16 protein-coding genes and 1 tRNA gene are annotated in these 15,716 nt (G+C 72.3%); 6 read left to right on the top strand and 11 right to left on the bottom strand.

Going from position 1 to position 15,716, the window contains the following annotated elements:
- Nucleotides 1-183: 183 nt before the first annotated feature.
- The 3 genes from ACFUNE_RS28075 to ACFUNE_RS28065 all read right to left on the bottom strand — a co-directional run bounded on the left by ACFUNE_RS28075 (nt 184) and on the right by ACFUNE_RS28065 (nt 2,402).
- Complete coding sequence (locus tag ACFUNE_RS28075; RefSeq protein WP_383573785.1) at nt 184-1,032, bottom strand: SCO1664 family protein; 849 nt, start codon at nt 1,030-1,032, stop codon at nt 184-186.
- Complete coding sequence (locus tag ACFUNE_RS28070; protein ID WP_329227024.1) at nt 996-1,586, bottom strand: DUF3090 domain-containing protein; 591 nt, start codon at nt 1,584-1,586, stop codon at nt 996-998. Before ACFUNE_RS28070 ends, ACFUNE_RS28075 begins: the two co-directional genes overlap by 37 nt.
- 105 nt (nt 1,587-1,691) lie before the next feature.
- Nucleotides 1,692-2,402: a histidine phosphatase family protein gene (locus tag ACFUNE_RS28065; RefSeq protein WP_383573783.1), complete on the bottom strand. Its 711-nt coding sequence runs from the start codon at nt 2,400-2,402 to the stop codon at nt 1,692-1,694.
- 52 nt (nt 2,403-2,454) lie between these two features.
- Here ACFUNE_RS28065 and corA point away from each other — a divergent pair, with 52 nt between their 5' ends.
- The gene (gene corA, locus ACFUNE_RS28060; RefSeq protein ID WP_383573781.1) at nt 2,455-3,441 is read left to right on the top strand and encodes a magnesium/cobalt transporter CorA; all 987 of its coding nucleotides are present in this window, start codon (nt 2,455-2,457) and stop codon (nt 3,439-3,441) included.
- A 15-nt stretch (nt 3,442-3,456) separates the two neighbouring features.
- Here the strand turns inward: corA and ACFUNE_RS28055 are convergent, their stop codons facing one another.
- The gene (locus ACFUNE_RS28055) at nt 3,457-4,245 is read right to left on the bottom strand and encodes a ferritin-like domain-containing protein (RefSeq protein ID WP_383573779.1); all 789 of its coding nucleotides are present in this window, start codon (nt 4,243-4,245) and stop codon (nt 3,457-3,459) included.
- Nucleotides 4,246-4,497: 252 nt separating this feature from the next.
- Complete coding sequence (locus tag ACFUNE_RS28050; RefSeq protein WP_383573777.1) at nt 4,498-5,550, bottom strand: LLM class F420-dependent oxidoreductase; 1,053 nt, start codon at nt 5,548-5,550, stop codon at nt 4,498-4,500.
- 143 nt (nt 5,551-5,693) lie between these two features.
- On the opposite strand from ACFUNE_RS28050, the gene ACFUNE_RS28045 reads away from it, so the two are divergent.
- On the top strand, nt 5,694-6,677 hold the full coding sequence (locus ACFUNE_RS28045) for an aldo/keto reductase (RefSeq protein WP_383573775.1): 984 nt from the start codon (nt 5,694-5,696) through the stop codon (nt 6,675-6,677).
- Nucleotides 6,674-8,899: a helix-hairpin-helix domain-containing protein gene (locus ACFUNE_RS28040; protein ID WP_383573773.1), complete on the top strand. Its 2,226-nt coding sequence runs from the start codon at nt 6,674-6,676 to the stop codon at nt 8,897-8,899. The genes ACFUNE_RS28045 and ACFUNE_RS28040 overlap by 4 nt, the downstream gene beginning before the upstream one ends.
- A 105-nt stretch (nt 8,900-9,004) precedes the next feature.
- On the opposite strand, the gene ACFUNE_RS28035 is transcribed toward ACFUNE_RS28040, so the two are convergent.
- Nucleotides 9,005-9,667, bottom strand: a complete 663-nt coding sequence (locus ACFUNE_RS28035; protein WP_383573771.1) for a hypothetical protein — start codon at nt 9,665-9,667, stop codon at nt 9,005-9,007.
- Between the two features lie 47 nt (nt 9,668-9,714).
- On the opposite strand from ACFUNE_RS28035, the gene ACFUNE_RS28030 reads away from it, so the two are divergent.
- The gene (locus ACFUNE_RS28030; protein ID WP_053930948.1) at nt 9,715-9,903 is read left to right on the top strand and encodes a DUF5703 family protein; all 189 of its coding nucleotides are present in this window, start codon (nt 9,715-9,717) and stop codon (nt 9,901-9,903) included.
- A 57-nt stretch (nt 9,904-9,960) separates the two neighbouring features.
- Here the strand turns inward: ACFUNE_RS28030 and ACFUNE_RS28025 are convergent, their stop codons facing one another.
- The 3 genes from ACFUNE_RS28025 to ACFUNE_RS28015 all read right to left on the bottom strand — a co-directional run bounded on the left by ACFUNE_RS28025 (nt 9,961) and on the right by ACFUNE_RS28015 (nt 12,648).
- Nucleotides 9,961-10,746, bottom strand: a complete 786-nt coding sequence (locus ACFUNE_RS28025; protein ID WP_383573769.1) for a chaplin — start codon at nt 10,744-10,746, stop codon at nt 9,961-9,963.
- 139 nt (nt 10,747-10,885) lie between these two features.
- Nucleotides 10,886-11,119 (bottom strand): chaplin ChpH, encoded by a 234-nt coding sequence (chpH, locus tag ACFUNE_RS28020; protein ID WP_329212748.1) that lies wholly within the window; start codon nt 11,117-11,119, stop codon nt 10,886-10,888.
- Between the two features lie 155 nt (nt 11,120-11,274).
- Nucleotides 11,275-12,648, bottom strand: coding sequence for a M20/M25/M40 family metallo-hydrolase (locus ACFUNE_RS28015; protein ID WP_383573766.1), 1,374 nt, complete (start codon nt 12,646-12,648; stop codon nt 11,275-11,277).
- A gap of 144 nt (nt 12,649-12,792) precedes the next feature.
- Between ACFUNE_RS28015 and ACFUNE_RS28010 the strand changes: the two genes are divergently transcribed.
- Together ACFUNE_RS28010 and ACFUNE_RS28005 are read left to right on the top strand one after the other, a co-directional pair.
- Nucleotides 12,793-12,880 (top strand) — tRNA-Leu (locus ACFUNE_RS28010).
- A gap of 62 nt (nt 12,881-12,942) precedes the next feature.
- Nucleotides 12,943-13,881, top strand: a complete 939-nt coding sequence (locus ACFUNE_RS28005; protein ID WP_383573764.1) for a pseudouridine synthase — start codon at nt 12,943-12,945, stop codon at nt 13,879-13,881.
- 12 nt (nt 13,882-13,893) lie between these two features.
- Here the strand turns inward: ACFUNE_RS28005 and ACFUNE_RS28000 are convergent, their stop codons facing one another.
- Together ACFUNE_RS28000 and ACFUNE_RS27995 are read right to left on the bottom strand one after the other, a co-directional pair.
- Complete coding sequence (locus ACFUNE_RS28000; RefSeq protein WP_383573762.1) at nt 13,894-14,523, bottom strand: MBL fold metallo-hydrolase; 630 nt, start codon at nt 14,521-14,523, stop codon at nt 13,894-13,896.
- Nucleotides 14,523-15,608, bottom strand: a complete 1,086-nt coding sequence (locus ACFUNE_RS27995; RefSeq protein ID WP_383573760.1) for an S-(hydroxymethyl)mycothiol dehydrogenase — start codon at nt 15,606-15,608, stop codon at nt 14,523-14,525. Before ACFUNE_RS27995 ends, ACFUNE_RS28000 begins: the two co-directional genes overlap by 1 nt.
- Between the last annotated feature and the right edge of the window lie 108 nt (nt 15,609-15,716).

Raw genomic sequence — 15,716 nt, 5'->3', positions numbered from 1 at the left:
GATACGAACCGGATGGCAGATCGTGGCCGAAGAGGCGGTCTTGCGCGCGGGAAGGTTCTCCTTCGACCGGCCCGGGACAAAGGCGCCCCGGGCCGGGACGCCGTCAGGCGCCGGACGCGTCAGCCGCGCGGCGCGCGGGACGCGGCGGGGCCGTTGCCGGCAGGGGTGAGGGGGCCGTGCACGTCACACGGGGGGCCACGGGAGCGGCGGCCAGTCGCCGCTCGGCTGCGGGTGCAGGCCGGACTTCCGGAGGCTCTCCACACGGCCTCGCAGGGCGTCGAGCTCCGCCGCGGTGATCAGTTCCCCCATCCGGGTGGCCAGCGCCTCGCCCGGTTCCAGGCCGGCGGACAGCCGGTCGAGCACCTCGGTGGCCTCGGCCGTCAGCGGCTCGCCCGCCCACCCCCAGAACAGCGTCCGCAGCTTGTCGTCCGCGTTGAGGGTGACGCCGTGGTCGATCCCGTACAGCCGCCCGCCCGGTGCGGACAGCAGGTGCCCGCCCTTGCGGTCACCGTTGTTGATGACGGCGTCCAGGACGGCGAGCCTGCGCAGCCGGGGGTCGTCGGCATGGACGAGCAGGGCGGTCTTCCCCTCCCCCACCTCGGCGAGGCCGACGGCCTTCCAGCCGTCCCCCGGCTCCTCGGTCTCGACGAGCGCGAGGAGGGGCGGCAGCCCGTCGGCGGGGGCGGCCCCGGCGTCCGCCTCGATCCACAGCTGGCACATCCCCTCGCCGTAGGGACCCTCCCGCAGCACCGTGGGCGGCACGAGGCCCCACCCGGTGGCCTCGGAGATCTCGTACGCCGCGACCTCACGCTGGGCGAGCGTGCCGTCGGGGAAGTCCCACAGCGGCTGCTCCCCGGCGACCGGCTTGTAGACACAGTGGCGCTCCTCGCCCCCGTGGGCGACCGCGCAGTACAGGACCGCGTTCGACGCGCCCCGGACCTGGCCGAGGACCGTGAGCTCCCCCTCGGCGAGCAGGGTACGCAGCCCGGCCTCCGTCAGGCCCCGCGACGGTATCCGTTCTGGCGCGGGCATACGTGTCCTTCCGGGTCCAGGGGGAGGCTGCACAGCGGGCACGGCGGACGGCCGGCGTTCACGACGTCCAGCGCGCGCTTGGCGAACGCACGCGCCTGGGCACCGCTCAGCCGGACGCGCAGCATCGGCGGGCCGTTCTCCTCGTCCTGCAGAAGCCTTTCCTCGGCCTCGGCGAGATCGTCGTCGGAGTCGGCGTCCAGCTCGACGAGAGCCTGGGCCTCTACGATCATGCGCTGCTCCTCGCCGTCCCAGGCGAGGGCCATCGTGCCGACCCTGAACTCCTCCTCGACGGGGGCGTCGAGCGGCGCGGTGTCGGTGACGTCCATGGGGGCCACGGCGGGCACCGGTGAATTGCCGCCGGTCCGCCGGACGACCTCGTCGAGGAGTTCGTCGATCCGTTCGGCCAGCGCGGAGACCTGGGTCTTCTCCAGGGCCACACTCGTGACCCGTCCGCGCGAGGATGCCTGCAGGAAAAACGTACGGCGGCCAGGCAGCCCGACCGTGCCGGCCACGAAGCGGTCCGGTGGGTCGTAGAGGAACACCTGACGGGACACGTCCTGTCTCCCTTGAGATCGAGATGGTGGATGGGGGCGGCCCCGGGGCCCTGCGGGAGGTCCCGCAAGGCCTCTACGGCGCGTCCACCCTACTGCGCGGAGCGATCACGGTGCCCCAGCGCCGCCCCCGACGGCCGCGTCCGTCGCCGTGTCCCCCGCCGCGTCGGCCCCGATGGCCTGTTCACGCGGTGCCAGGGACGCGAAATCGCCGGTGTCGCCGAGGCGCAGGAGGAACGGGCGCAGCCGCGTGTAGCGGATCGCGGTGACGGAGCACGGGTCGGCCTGGACGCGCTGGAAGAGGTCGAGATGCATGCCGAGCGCGTCGGCGACGAGGGCCTTGATGATGTCGCCGTGCGAGCACATCACGTACGTGGCGTCCTCGCCGTGCTCCGCCTCGATGCGGGCGTTCCAGTCCCGCACGGCGTCGACCGCCCGCGCCTGCATGGCCCGCATGGACTCGCCGCCGGGAAACACGGCGGCCGAGGGATGCTGCTGGACGACCTTCATCAGCGGTTCGTCGGAGAGTTCGGCGAGCTTGCGCCCCGACCAGTCCCCGTAGTCGCACTCGCTGATCCGGTCCTCGGTGTGCAGCGCGAGTTCCGGCCGGGCGTCGAGCAGTGGCTGGAGCGTCTCCCGGCAGCGCTGCAGCGGGCTGCTGACCGCCGCGGCGAACGTGAGGGCGGAGAGACGGCCGGGCAGGGCGGCGGCCTGCGCGGCGCCGCGTTCGTCGAGGGAGACGCCGGGCGTCCGGCCGGCGAGCACTCCGGAGGTATTGGCGGTCGAGCGTCCGTGGCGTACGAGGATGAGCGTGGGCATACCCGCAAGCGTAGAGGTGCGTGAAGCCTTCGCGGCAGGGAACAATGCGCGGGTGATCGTCGACTGCGGAATTTACCGGAACGGGCGCCGGACCGAAGGTCCCGCCGACTTCTCCGATGCCCTCGACGAGGCACGGGCCACCGGGGACGCCTTCGTCTGGATCGGGCTGCACGAGCCGACGGAGAAGGAGTTCGACCTGGTGACGAGCGAGTTCTCGCTGCATCCTCTGGCCGTGGAGGACGCCCTGCGCGCCCACCAGCGGCCCAAGCTGGAGATCTACGACGACTCCCTGTTCGTCGTGATCAAGCCCGTGGTCTACGAGCCGAAGAACGACACCGTGAGCGCCGGGGAGCTGATGCTGTTCATAGGCGACTCCTTCGTGGTGACGGTGCGGCATGGCGAGGGCGCGCCGCTGGCGGCGGTACGGAGCCGCCTGGAGGCAGAGCCGGAGGTCCTCAGGCACGGGCCCACGTCCGTGCTGTACGCGGTCAGTGACGCGGTGGTGGACCACTACATCGAGGTCGCGGCGGAGCTCCAGATCGACCTCGAGGAGCTGGAGGCCCAGGTCTTCGCCCCCACCGGCTCCAGGGACACCACGAACACCGCCGCCAGTATCTACACCTTCAAGCGGCAGGTGCTCGAATTCCGCCGGGCCACCAATCCGCTGGGCGCCCCGATGGCGCGGCTGTCGAGCGCGGGGGTCCCGTTCGTCGACACCGAGTCGCAGCCCTTCTTCCGGGACGTGAACGACCACCTGACGCGTGCCGTCGAGCATGTGGAAGGGCTCGACCGGCTGCTCTCGGACATTCTGTCGGCGCACCTGGCTCAGGTGGGCGTGCGTCAGAACGACGACATGCGGAAGATCTCGGCGTGGGCCGCCATGGCCGCCGTACCGACGATGGTGGCCGGCATCTACGGCATGAACTTCCGGCACATGCCGGAGCTCGACTGGGCCTGGACCTACCCGGCGGTGATCGTGCTGATGGGCGTCGCGGTCGCCGGGCTGTTCCGCCTGTTCAAGCGCCGCGGCTGGATGTAGGGCGGGCGGCCCGCCTCAGGCGTACTCGGTCTCGGGCACGACCGGGCCGCCCAGCGGGTCACGCAGGGCGGGCTGTCGGAGGCTCACCATGCGCCGCCAGCCGACCAGCCGCTCGTAGCCGTACACCGCGTGGATGCCCGCGGCCAGCACGGCGGCCTTGGCCCGGGGCCAGCGCAGCACGGTGCCCATGTGACGCATCACGGCGAGGCTGACATCGCGGTACACCCGGATCTCGGCCTCGGCGCACTCCCGCAGGACGGACTGGATCGTCCGGCCGTGGCCGGCGCGGGCGAGGCTGAGGAGTTCCTCGTGGCAGTACGCGAGGTGGTTGTCCTCGTCGCGCGAGATCATCCTCACGGCTCGTCCGAGGACCCGGTGGTCGGCGAAGTGCTTGAGCAGGAGCCGCATCTGTTCGGAGGCCCGCTGCTCGGTGACCCTGCTGTGGGCCAGGTAGACGATGACGTCCCGCTCGGTGAGCGGCTCCTCACGGCTGAGCCGGTCGTGGGCGAGGCCGATGCCGTGGCGCTCCAGCAGGAGGGTGTAGTCGGTCTCGTACGGCACCGCCACGGGCTGGAGTCCGCGCTGTTTCAGCAGGGCGTTGAAGATCCGGCCGTGCTTGTCCTCGTCGGCACCGTGCCGGGCGACCTTGGGCGCGAGCTCACGGAGTCCCGGGGGGACGAGTGCGGCGATGCGCCCGTTCTCCCAGCCGCCCTGCGACTCCCCGCCTGCGGCGATCGAGCAGAACAGCCGGAACGACTCGTCGTTGTCGAGGATCTCCTGGAACAGACTCTTTGCCGAGAGCATCACTGCCACCTTTCGCACCGGTGTCCGCAGAGGCACAGTCAAATTCGGTACGCGTCGGTAGGCAACACGAACGGGACCGGGCAGGGCCGAACGGGCGTCGCGCGGAAGCCGGACCTGCCCGGGTGTCCCGGGAGGGGTACGGGGCGTAACCCGGGGCGGTCCGGCGCGTTGTTCCGTACGACGGCCGTGGCGGGGAGGACCCCCCGAGCCCCCACCACGGCCGTAGCGCTGCGCCGGTTCCGCCCTAGAGGGTCATGCCGCGAGGCCGGAGCGCTCCAGCGCGTCCGTCCCGGCGCGCAGGGCCGCGAGCCGCTCGTCGAGCGTGAAGCCCGCCGGTGCGAGCGTCAGCGTCGTGACACCCGCCGCCGCGTAGGCCTGCATCCGGTCGGCGATGCGGTCCACCGAGCCGAGCAGGGTGGTCTGGTCGATCAGCTGGTGCGGTACGGCGGCGGCCGCGCCGGCCTTGTCGCCGGACAGGTACTTGTCCTGGATCTCGGCGGCCTCCTTCTCGTATCCCATGCGCTGGGCGAGCTGGTTGTAGAAGTTCTGCTTGCGGCTGCCCATGCCGCCGACGTAGAGCGCGGTGTACGGGCGGAACATGTCGGCGAGACCGTTGATGTCGTCGCCGATCGCCAGCGGGAGGGTCGGGCAGACGTCGAAGCCGTCCATCGTCCTGCCCGCCTTCTCGCGTCCGGCCCGCAGGTGCTTCACCGCCGTCTCCTCGAGGTGCTCGGCGGACGGGAAGATCAGCAGGGCGCCGTCGGCGATCTCGCCGGTCTGCTCCAGGTTCTTGGGGCCGATCGCCGCGATGTAGAGCGGGATGTGCTCGCGCTGCGGGTGGACGGTCAGCTTGATGGGCTTGCCGGGGCCGTCGGGCAGCGGCAGCGTCCAGTGCTCGCCCTCGTAGGACAGCCGCTCCCGGGACATCGCCCTGCGCACGATCTCGACGTACTCGCGGGTGCGGGCCAGCGGCTTGTCGAACTTGACGCCGTACCAGCCCTCGGAGACCTGCGGGCCCGAGACGCCGAGGCCGAGGCGGAAGCGTCCCCCGGAGAGCGAGTCGAGGGTGGCGGCGGTCATGGCCGTCATGGCGGGCTGACGGGCGGGGATCTGCATGATGGCGGAGCCCACGTCGATGGACTCGGTCCGGGCCGCCACCCAGGCCAGCACCGTCGGTACGTCGGAGCCGTACGCCTCGGCCGCCCAGCAGACGTCGTAGCCGAGCCGGTCGGCCTCCTGGGCGACGGCGAGGTTGTCGCCGTCCATCCCCGCACCCCAGTAACCGAGATTGATGCCGAGCCGCATACCCACGCTCCTCTACTGATCAGTAACGTTCCTGTGCCCGGGACTCTAGCGCGGGGCGCCGGAATCCGGCAGGCTCGCCCCGGGCGGCCGGGTTGTCCACAGGCTTCCACCCGGTGGGGCCCCGGCCAGTAATCTCAGCGCCCATGGAGCAGAGGCATCTCGGCCGTACCGGCCTTCGCGTGTCCCGGATCGGGCTGGGCACACTCACGTGGGGCCGGGACACGGACGAACACGACGCCGCCGACCAGCTCAAGGCCTTCTGGGACGTGGGCGGCACCCTCGTCGACACCGCCGACGTGTACGGCGGCGGTGAGGCCGAGTACCTGCTCGGACGCCTCCTGGACAACCTGGTCCCGCGACAGGACCTGGTCATCGCGACCAAGGCGGGGAGCGTCCCGGACCCCTACCGCCGCTTCGACGGTTCGCGCGGGCACCTGCTCGCCTCGCTCGACGCGTCCCTGAGGCGGCTCGGGACGGACTACGTCGATCTGTGGCAGGTCCACGCCTTCGACCCCGTGACACCGCTGGAGGAGACCCTCCAGGCGCTCGACCTGGCCGTGACGTCGGGGCGCGTCCGGTATGCCGGAGTGTCCAACTTCAGTGGCTGGCAGCTGGCCAAGGCGGCCACCTGGCAGCTCGCCGCGCCCGGACTGCGCACCCGTCTCGCCTCTACGCAGATGGAGTACTCGCTGCTGCAGCGGGGCGTCGAGCGGGAGGTGCTGCCGGCGGCGCTGGACCTGGGAGTGGGGCTGCTGCCGTCCTCCCCGCTCGGCAGGGGGGTGCTGACCGGCAAGTACCGCACCGGCACACCGTCCGACTCGCGCGGCGCCTCCGAGCGGCTGGCCCCCTTCGTCGAGCCGTACCTCGACGAGGCGGCGAGCAGGATCGTGGACGCGGTGGCCACGGCCGCCGACGGCCTCGCCACGACCCCGCTCCAGGTCGCGCTCGCCTGGGTGCGGGACCGGCCGGGGGTGGCGGCACCGGTCGTCGGCGCGCGCAACGCGCGGCAGCTGACCGCGGCGTTGTCAGTGGAGGCGCTTAGTCTTCCTGACGAGATCTGCCAGGCGCTCGACGACGTGTCGGCGCCCGTGCACCGCTATCCCGACCAGGACTGGAGCACGCTGTGACTGCGCATCCCCGGGGAGAGACCCCGGACCCCGCCGCCGAGGACCACGAGGCCGGCGAGGACACCGGTGTCCAGGCCGCCGACACGCCCGGCGCACCCGAGGAGGGCGGCGCGGAAGGCGCGGAGAGCACGGAAGGCGCGGAGAGCGCGGAGGGGGCCTCAGGGGCGTCAGGGGCGGAGCAGGCGCCCGCGCCGTCGGAGGCGGAAGCGGAGCTTGCCGCTCAGCGCGAGCTGCGCCAGCGGATCGAAGAGCGCAAGGCCGAGAAGGACGGTCCCATCGCGGCCGGGACGAAGCTGAGCGGCCCGGCAGCGGATCTGCTCGCGGCCGTCCGCGCGGTGGAGAGCGGCGAGAAGCCCGGCACCGACTTCTTCGACTCACCCGCGTCGGCGCCCGCGCCGCGCCGCGCGACCCCCGCTCCCGCCGCGGCCGCCCGTCCTTCCCCCTCCCCCGAGCAGTCGGCCCACCGCGCCGCGTCACCCGAGGCCGCGTCCTCGGTCGCGACCTTGCTCACCGAGGGCGGGGCTCCCGAGGCCCTGGCACGCCCGGCGGCGGAGAGGCTCGGCGAAGGAGCCGCCGATGTCCTCCGGGACGACCCGTGGCAGCTGCTGTCCCTGCCCGGTGTCCGGCCGGAGCAGGCTGACGGCTTCGCGCGGGCGCTGCTGGGCGCGGAGTGCGGACCCGACGACGAGCGGCGCACGGCCGCCCTGGTGGGATGGCTGCTGGAGCGGGCCGCGCTGCGCGGCCACACAGCGCTCGACGCCGACGAGGCCCGGAAGGCGCTGGCGGGGTTCGCGGTCACCGATCCCGCGGAGGCCGTCCAGCACGCCGTCGCCGAGGGTGTCGTGCTGGTCTTCCAGGACGGTGTCGACGCCACGGGCGCGGAGGAGCCGGAGGAGGAGACCGCCGACGAGGCGGGCGAGGACGGGACGCGGGACGAGGCGGAGCCCGTGCGGGTCCTGCTCGGCCTCGACCGGTACGCACTGGCCGAGGAGAGCCTCGCGGACGGCCTGGGCAGGCTGATCAACTCCTGTGACAAGGGCACCGACTGGACTGACGCCGCTGCCGCCGCCCCGTCCCCCTCGGCGGGCGAGCTCATCCGCGCCGCCGCGACGGCGGGTCTGGTCGCCCACAGCGGCGGCGAGAGCGCCCGGGCGGAACCCGCCGCACTGATCGCTGCCGCGCACAGCCTCGGCCTGCGGGCCCTGGGCACCACGCACAGCCCCGACGGGCGGCGCAGGCTGGCCGACGCGGTCGGCGATCCGCGGTCGGCCGTCACGCTCTCCGCCCTGCTCTCCGGCGAGGACGGCCCCGGCCGGGACGCGGACGGCGCGTTCGCACTGGACGTACTGGTGGTGCTGGACGCCCCGCAGCTCGACGTGGAGACGGCCGCGATGCTGGTGGAGTCCCTCGCCGACGGGACCCGGCTGGTCCTGAGCGGCGATCCGGGGGTCCTCGGCTCGGCCGGTGCGGGCCGGGTGTTCGCCGATGTGATCGCGGCGCGCGCCTGCCCGCACGTGGTCTCGCGCACGCCCGACCCCGGACCGATCGGCGAGCTGGTCTCCGGCATCGGCATCGGTGAGCTCACCCAGGTCGAGGCGCCCGGCAGGGAGGTGGTGATCGTGCCCGTCCGCGACGCGGGTGAGGCGGTCCACCGCACGGTGCAGCTGGTGGCCGACTCGGTGCCGCGCGCCATCGGCGTGCCCTCCGCCGACACACAGGTGATCACCGTCGGACACCGCGGATCGGCGGGCACCACCGCGCTGAACGCGGCACTCAAGCAGCGGCTCAACCCGGGGCCGGGCAGGTTCGGCGGATTCGACCCCGGCGACCGGGTGGTCCACGTCCCCGCGCCCGGCAGGGCCGTGCCGGGCGCGGTCGTCTCGGCGGACGCCGAGGGCCTGCATCTGGACTGCGCGGGCACCCCCGTCGTCGTGGCGCAGGACCGGGTGGAGGCCTCCGTACGCCACAGCTGGGCACTGAGCGCACACCAGGCGGCCGGGATGCGCTGGCCCGCCGTCGTGGTCGTCCTGCCGGGAGACGCCGCCCAGGGGCTCAGCAGGCCCTGGGTCTACACCGCGTTCAGCCGCGGGGAGCGGCACCTGTCCGTGGTGCACGGAGTGGACCAGGCCCTGCCCCGCGCGGTGGCCGAGGTCCCGGCCCAGGAGCGGACGACACGGCTGCGCCCCCTGCTGGAGGCGCTTCCCAGCCCGGACGCCTCGTAGTCGCGCCGCCCCGGCCCCGCGGGAGCACGCCGACGGCCCCGGCGCGCTCGCGCCGGGGCCGTCGGGCGCCGGGCCGACAGGCCGTGAGGCCCTGAGGCCGTGAGGTCAGAGGCGTTCCGGGACGACGGAGTCCGGGTCCCCGTCGAGCTCGTCCTCCTCGTCGAAGACCGCACTGACGTCGAAGCGGCAGACCACCAGTGCGGGGTCGGCCTCGTCGAAGGGCGCCCCGAGCCACTCCCCCGGCTCGGGAAGCTCGTCCGCGGCGGAGACCCAGAGGGTGGAGTCCCCCTCCTCCAGACCGAACTCCTTGTGCCGGGAAGCGATCTCGTCCGCCTCGTACTCTCCGAACACGACGCCCAGCGCGGCATGGACGCCCGCGTCGGCGACGGTCGGGACGCCGGCGTCCCGGCTGTCCGGATCGAGGTCGGCGAGCCGCTGTGCCTGGGCGATCAGCCGCGCGGGCTCCGCCACCGCGTAGTCGCGCCTGATCAGCACGCTGACGGCGTGTGGCTCCTCCGGACCGGCGTAGGGCGGGAGGGTGTCCTCCGCGCCGGGGATCTCGAAGGGGGTGACCTCGTCGTGGCGGTCGTAGAGCAGTTCGTCGTAGACCTCGGCCGCAGCGGCCAGTGCGTTGAACGCGTCGTAGACAGCGGGGTCGTCGTCCCCGGTACGGCGTTCGACCGCCTGGAGGTGGCGGTCGAGCGCGGTTTTGACTGCATCGGCGGCGGCGCGTACCTCGGCAGCGGTGGGCTGCGCAGCATCAGACATGGGACAGACGCTATCCGTACCAGGGGTCTGCCCGCACAATAGATGCGATGCCGGAATACGAATTCATCGACGTGTACGTGCCGCGCGGGGTGTCCCGCAAGGAGGCGGCCCGACTGCTGACCGACCATGCCGAGTACGGGCACTGGGAGTTGGACCGGCTGACGCTGCGCCGTGACGGCAGCCGCCGGGTGCGGCTGCGCCGCCGCATCATCCGCCAGCTCCGGCCCACCTGGTAGGACGGAGCGGGTCCCGCGTGTGCGGAACCCGCTCGTCGTGCCGGTGCCGCGGTGCGTCTACGCGGCGCTGCGCGAACGCCGGTACAGGACCGTGCCCGCGCCTGCGAGCAGAAGGCCCGCGCTCGCCGGGACGAGCAGGCCGAGCCCGCCCCCACCGGTGTGGGCGAGCTGCTCACCGACCACGAGCTGGGTCTCTGGAGCCGGGGGCGTGTGCGGGGTGACCGGCCGCTCCGGGGTGTGCGGCGTCCGCGGCACGACGGGAGGCGGGGCCGTCTCCGAGTCGTTCTCGCAGGAGTTGCCGAAGACCGGGTTGAGCAGGCCGCCGACGGTGACGCTGTTGCCGCAGAGGTTCAGGGCGATCTCCACCGGCACCTGCACCTGGTTGCCGGAGAGGATGCCGGGGGAACCGGTGGTCTCCGCCTGCGCCGAGGTGCCGGAGGCACGGTGCCTGCCCGTCCCCGCCCCGCTGTCGTGCCCGGACGCCTCGCCGCCGCGTGCGCTGTCGTGCCCGTGCCCGCGTCCGTGCCCGGACGCCTCGCTGCCGGAACCGTGACCGGACGAGGAACCGCCGTCCGGGGCGTACGCATGACCGGAGTCCGAAGATCCGTTTCCGCAGTCGTTTCCGGCCGCGGGGTTGAGCAGACCGACGACGTCCACGGAGTTTCCGCACACGTTGACGGGTACATCGATCGGGACCTGGATCGAGTTCCCCGAGACCACTCCCGGTGAACCCGACGCGGCGCCGGCCGCACCCGCGTCGGCGTGCGCGTAACCGCCGCCGAGCGCCAGCACTCCGCCCGCCGCAGCCATCGTGATCAGGCCTTTGCGTGTGACCTGTCGCATAGGTTGTCTTCCTGCCTTCTGCCTACCGAAATGCCCCGGACACAGCAGTGACGGGGCCGAATGCCCAGCGGCCCCGGAGTGCATGGCGCGCACTCCCGGGGCCGACCGGACTCACACCCTTACGGGTTGATGCTCAACGTCAGTCGTTGACGCAGGCGTTGCCGAAGGCGGGGTTCAGCAGACCGATCACGGAGATCGTGTTGCCGCACACGTTCACCGGAACGTGGACCGGGACCTGGATGACGTTGCCCGAGAGCACGCCGGGGCTGCCGATGGCAGCACCCTGGGCGCCGGCGTCGGCGGACGCCATGCCCGCACCCGCGAGCACGAGACCACCGGTAGCAGCCGCGATTGCGACGACCTTCTTGATCATGATTCCTCCTGGTTGACAAGTGCGGTACCAGCCGCGGACCGCATCACCTGTAACGAGGAGAGAGTGCGGGGGCTACGAGTCCGTGATCCCTTTCACCCTTTCCGGTGAGGTGCGTACAGGCTGTCGATTTCCGCCGCGCGCAGGGCGGTGCCGGGTCAGGAGTGGTCGATGAACCGGTCGAGCACCCGGGCGCCGAACTTCAGGCCGTCGACCGGGACCCGCTCGTCCACGCCGTGGAACATGCCGGCGAAGTCCAGCTCCGGCGGCAGCTTCAGCGGGGCGAAGCCGAAGCAGCGGATGCCGAGGTCGTCGAAGGACTTCGCGTCGGTGCCGCCGGAGAGCATGTAGGGCACGGCGCGCGCGATCGGGTCCTCGGCCTTCAGCGCGATCTGCATCGCGTCCACGAGGGACCCGTCGAAGCTGGTCTCCAGGGCCTTGTCCCCGTGCACGTCCTCGCGCTTCACCCGCGGGCCGAGGATCCGGTCCAGGTCGGTCAGGAACTCGTCCTCGAAGCCGGGCAGGAACCGGCCGTCCACGTGAGCGGTGGCCTGCCCGGGGATGACGTTCACCTTGTAGCCGGCGCCGAGCATGGTGGGAGCGGCGGAGTTGCGCAGGGTGGCGCCGATCATCTTGGCGATACCGCCGAGCTTGGCGAGCGTCGCCTCCATGTCCTCGGGGTCGAGCGGGGTGCCGAGCGCGTCGGAGAGCTCGTCGAGGAAGGACCGCACGGTCTTGGTCACCCTGACCGGCCACTGGTGGCGCCCCAGCCGGCCGACCGCCTCGCAGAGCTCGGTGATCGCGTTGTCCGTGTTGGTCATCGAGCCGTGCCCGGCGGTGCCGTCCACGGTGAGCCGCATCCAGTGCATGCCCTTCTCCGCGGTCTCCACCAGATAGAGGCGCAGGTTCTCGTTGACGGTGAAGGAGAAGCCGCCGACCTCGCCGATCGCCTCGGTCACGCCGTCGAAGAGGTCCCGGTGGTTGTCGACGAGGTGGCGCGCCCCGTAGGTGCCGCCCGCCTCCTCGTCGGCGAGGAAGGCCAGCACGATGTCACGCGGGGGCTTGCGCCCGCTGCGCATCCGGTCGCGTACGACCGCGAGGGTCATCGCGTCCATGTCCTTCATGTCGACCGCGCCGCGACCCCACACGCAGCCGTCCGCGATCTCCCCGGAGAACGGGTCGTGGGTCCAGTCGGCCGCGTTGGCCGGGACGACGTCGGTGTGCCCGTGGATCAGCAGCGCCGGCTTGGAGGGGTCCTCGCCCTCGATCCGGGCCACGGTGGAGGCGCGTCCCTTGTGGGACTCGATGATCTTCGGCTCCAGCCCGACCTCGGCGAGCTTCTCTGCGATGTACTCGGCGGCGGCCCGCTCCCCGGGCCCCGAGTGGTCGCCGTAATTGCTGGTGTCGATCCGGATCAGGTCACGACAGAGGTCCACGACCTCATTCTCGGCGGACTCACCGATGCCGGTCCGGGCCGTGCTGGTGTCGCTCACGCTGCTTCCTTCCACTGTCGCGGTGGTGCTCCCCCTCATCCTCGCGCGCCTGCCCCGCACACCCAAGACCGCCCGGCTCCCGTCACGCGCCTTTCACATGCCATGGGGCGTTATCGAGCACCCCCGAATGTTTGCTATGGTTTTCCACGTCGGAACGGGCACGGCCCGGACGACAGACACCCGGTCCGGGTGGCGGAATGGCAGACGCGCTAGCTTGAGGTGCTAGTGCCCTTTATCGGGCGTGGGGGTTCAAGTCCCCCCTCGGACACCAGTAGAAAACCCCCAGGTCACCCTGGGGGTTTTCGCTTTTCCCCGGTGACAAGGACCCATGCGATGAGAGGTCGGGCGAAACCGCCCGCCGCCCCGCTCCCCCAGCGCGCGGGCGTGGACCCGGTGCGAGTGCGGTTCCCGGCGGATCCGGCCGGGGCCTGGCCGACCGTCCGGGACCACCTGCTGGAACGGTTCGCCGGGGCGGTCGGCGCCGAGCGGGTGGACGCCATGCTGGCCGGGGGCAGGTTCGTCGGCGCGGACGGCGGCGCGGTGCGGGCGGACGAGCCGTACACGGCCGGGCGCCATATCTGGTTCCACCGTGACTTCGCGCCCGAGGAGCCGGTGCCCTTCCCCATCGGCGTCGTCCACCGCGACGACCGCCTGGTGATCGCGGACAAGCCGCACTTCCTGGCCACCACCCCGCGCGGCAGGCACGTCACCCAGACCCTGGTCGCGCGGCTGCGCGACGGGCTGGGGCTGCCGGAACTGCAGCCCGCGCACCGGCTCGACCGGCTGACGGCGGGCCTGGTGCTCTGCGTCGTGCGCGCCGAGGACCGCGGGGCGTACCAGACGCTGTTCCGGGACCGGCTGGTGCGCAAGGAGTACGAGGCGGTCGCCCCGTACGACCCCGGGCTCGCGTTCCCCCGCACCGTGCGGAGCCGGATCGTCAAGGAGCGCGGAGTCATCGCCGCGCGCGAGGAGCCGGGGACCGCGAACAGCGAGAGCCGGATCGAGCTGCTGGAGCACCGGGGCGGGTCCGGCCGCTACCGGCTGCTCCCCGCGACCGGCCGGACCCATCAGCTGCGGGTCCACATGAACGCGCTGGGGCTGCCGTTGGCCGACGACCCGGTCTATCCGGTGGTGGAGCCCGAGCCCGAGCGGGAGGACTACGGGCGACCGCTGCAACTGCTGGCCAAGGTGCTGGAGTTCACCGACCCGGTCACGGGTGAGCCGCACCGCTTCGAGAGCGGGCTGCGGCTCTCCGCGTGGCCGGACCGGTGAACCCCGTCGCGTTCAGTGGCCGCGGGCGATCCAGTCCTCCAGCTGCGGGGCCTCCGCGCCGATGGTGGTGGAGTCCCCGTGCCCGGTGCGGACGGTGGTCTCCGGCGGGAGGGCGAGCAGCCGGTCCCTGATCGAGTCGATGATCGTCGGGAAGTGCGAGAACGACCGCCCCGTGGCACCGGGGCCGCCCTGGAAGAGGGTGTCACCGGTGAAGACGGTGCTCAGCTCCGGGGCGTGGAGGCACACCGCGCCGGGGGCGTGGCCCGGGGTGTGGAGCACGGTGAGCCGCGTGCCGGCGATCTCCAGCACCTGGCCGTCCGCCAGTTCGGCGTCGGGCGTGCGGTGCGGGTGGGTCTGCCGCCAGAGCGGCAGGTCGTCCGGGTGCAGCAGGATCGGCGCGTTCGTCGCGTCGGCGAGCGCCGGGGCCGCGTCGATGTGGTCGTTGTGCGCGTGGGTGCAGATGATCGCGCGCAGCCTGCGGCCGCCGAGCGCCGCCTCGATCGCCGCGGCGTCGTGGGCGGCGTCGATGACGACGGCATCGGTGTCGTCACCGACGATCCACACGTTGTTGTCGACGTCCCACTCGCCGCCGTCGAGGGCGAACGTCCCGGAGGTGACCAGGTGGTCGATGCGGGCGGCCATCAGAAGACCACCACCGAGCGCAGGACGTCGCCGTCGTGCATCCGGCCGAAGGCCTGCTCGATGTCCCCGATGCCGATGGTCTCCGTGACGAAGGCACCCAGGTCGAGGCGGCCCTGCTGGTGCAGGTCGATCAGCATCGGGAAGTCGCGCGAGGGCAGGCAGTCGCCGTACCAGGAGGACTTGAGGGAACCGCCGCGGCCGAACACGTCCAGGAGGGGGAGTTCGAGCTGCATCTCGGGGGTGGGCACACCGACGAGGACGACGGTGCCGGCCAGGTCACGGGCGTAGAAGGCCTGCTTGTACGTCTCCGGTCGGCCGACCGCCTCGATGACGACGTCGGCGCCGTTGCCGCCGGTCAGCTCGCGGATGGCCTCGACGGGGTCGCCTGAGCGGGAGTTGACGGTGTGGGTGGCGCCCATCGTCTTCGCCGTCTCCAGCTTGCGGTCGTCGATGTCGACCGCGATGATCTTCGCCGCCCCCGCGAGCCGGGCACCGGCGATCGCCGCGTCGCCGACTCCGCCGCAGCCGATGACGGCGACCGAGTCGCCGCGGCCGACCTGGCCGGTGTTGATGGCGGCGCCGATGCCCGCCATGACTCCGCAGCCGAGCAGCCCGGCGACGGCCGGGGAGACCTCGGGGTCGACCTTGGTGCACTGGCCCGCGGCGACGAGGGTCTTCTCGGCGAAGGCGCCGATGCCGAGCGCCGGGGAGAGCTCGGTGCCGTCCAGGAGGGTCATCCTCTGCTTCGCGTTGTGGGTGTCGAAGCAGTACCAGGGACGTCCGCGCAGACAGGCACGGCACTGGCCGCACACGGCACGCCAGTTGAGGACGACGAAGTCGCCCGGCTCGACGTCGGTGACGCCCTCGCCGACGGACTCCACCACACCTGCGGCCTCATGGCCGAGCAGGAAGGGGAAGTCGTCGTTGATGCCGCCCTGCTTGTAGTGCAGGTCTGTGTGGCAGACGCCGCACGCCTGGACCTTGACCACGGCCTCGCCGGGGCCGGGATCCGGAATCACGATGGTCTCGACCCGTACCGGCTCGTTCTTCCCCGGCGCGATGACCCCTTGTACGTGCTGCGGCATTCCCGTGGACTCCCTTTCCCGACTTTTCCTCTGAGATCGATCACGAACAACCGTACGCCGTCCGGGGGTGCCGTGGGAGCGCGCCGCGTGGGGCACACACGTGCCGCT

Origin of the sequence: Streptomyces sp. NPDC057287 (genome assembly GCF_042667905.1) — a bacterium.
In the GTDB taxonomy this organism is placed as follows: domain Bacteria; phylum Actinomycetota; class Actinomycetes; order Streptomycetales; family Streptomycetaceae; genus Streptomyces.
This window is presented reverse-complemented; position numbering and strand designations above follow the sequence as displayed.

Coding starts and splice junctions, on each gene's coding strand:
- ACFUNE_RS28075 (WP_383573785.1), bottom strand. CDS start 1,032: ATGCCCGCGCCAGAACGGATACCGTCGCGGGGCCTGACGGAGGCCGGG.
- ACFUNE_RS28065 (WP_383573783.1), bottom strand. CDS start 2,402: ATGCCCACGCTCATCCTCGTACGCCACGGACGCTCGACCGCCAATACC.
- ACFUNE_RS28055 (WP_383573779.1), bottom strand. CDS start 4,245: ATGCTCTCGGCAAAGAGTCTGTTCCAGGAGATCCTCGACAACGACGAG.
- ACFUNE_RS28050 (WP_383573777.1), bottom strand. CDS start 5,550: ATGCGGCTCGGCATCAATCTCGGTTACTGGGGTGCGGGGATGGACGGC.
- ACFUNE_RS28045 (WP_383573775.1), top strand. CDS start 5,694: ATGGAGCAGAGGCATCTCGGCCGTACCGGCCTTCGCGTGTCCCGGATC.
- ACFUNE_RS28035 (WP_383573771.1), bottom strand. CDS start 9,667: ATGTCTGATGCTGCGCAGCCCACCGCTGCCGAGGTACGCGCCGCCGCC.
- ACFUNE_RS28030 (WP_053930948.1), top strand. CDS start 9,715: ATGCCGGAATACGAATTCATCGACGTGTACGTGCCGCGCGGGGTGTCC.
- ACFUNE_RS28025 (WP_383573769.1), bottom strand. CDS start 10,746: ATGCGACAGGTCACACGCAAAGGCCTGATCACGATGGCTGCGGCGGGC.
- chpH (WP_329212748.1), bottom strand. CDS start 11,119: ATGATCAAGAAGGTCGTCGCAATCGCGGCTGCTACCGGTGGTCTCGTG.
- ACFUNE_RS28015 (WP_383573766.1), bottom strand. CDS start 12,648: ATGAGGGGGAGCACCACCGCGACAGTGGAAGGAAGCAGCGTGAGCGAC.
- ACFUNE_RS28005 (WP_383573764.1), top strand. CDS start 12,943: ATGAGAGGTCGGGCGAAACCGCCCGCCGCCCCGCTCCCCCAGCGCGCG.
- ACFUNE_RS28000 (WP_383573762.1), bottom strand. CDS start 14,523: ATGGCCGCCCGCATCGACCACCTGGTCACCTCCGGGACGTTCGCCCTC.
- ACFUNE_RS27995 (WP_383573760.1), bottom strand. CDS start 15,608: ATGCCGCAGCACGTACAAGGGGTCATCGCGCCGGGGAAGAACGAGCCG.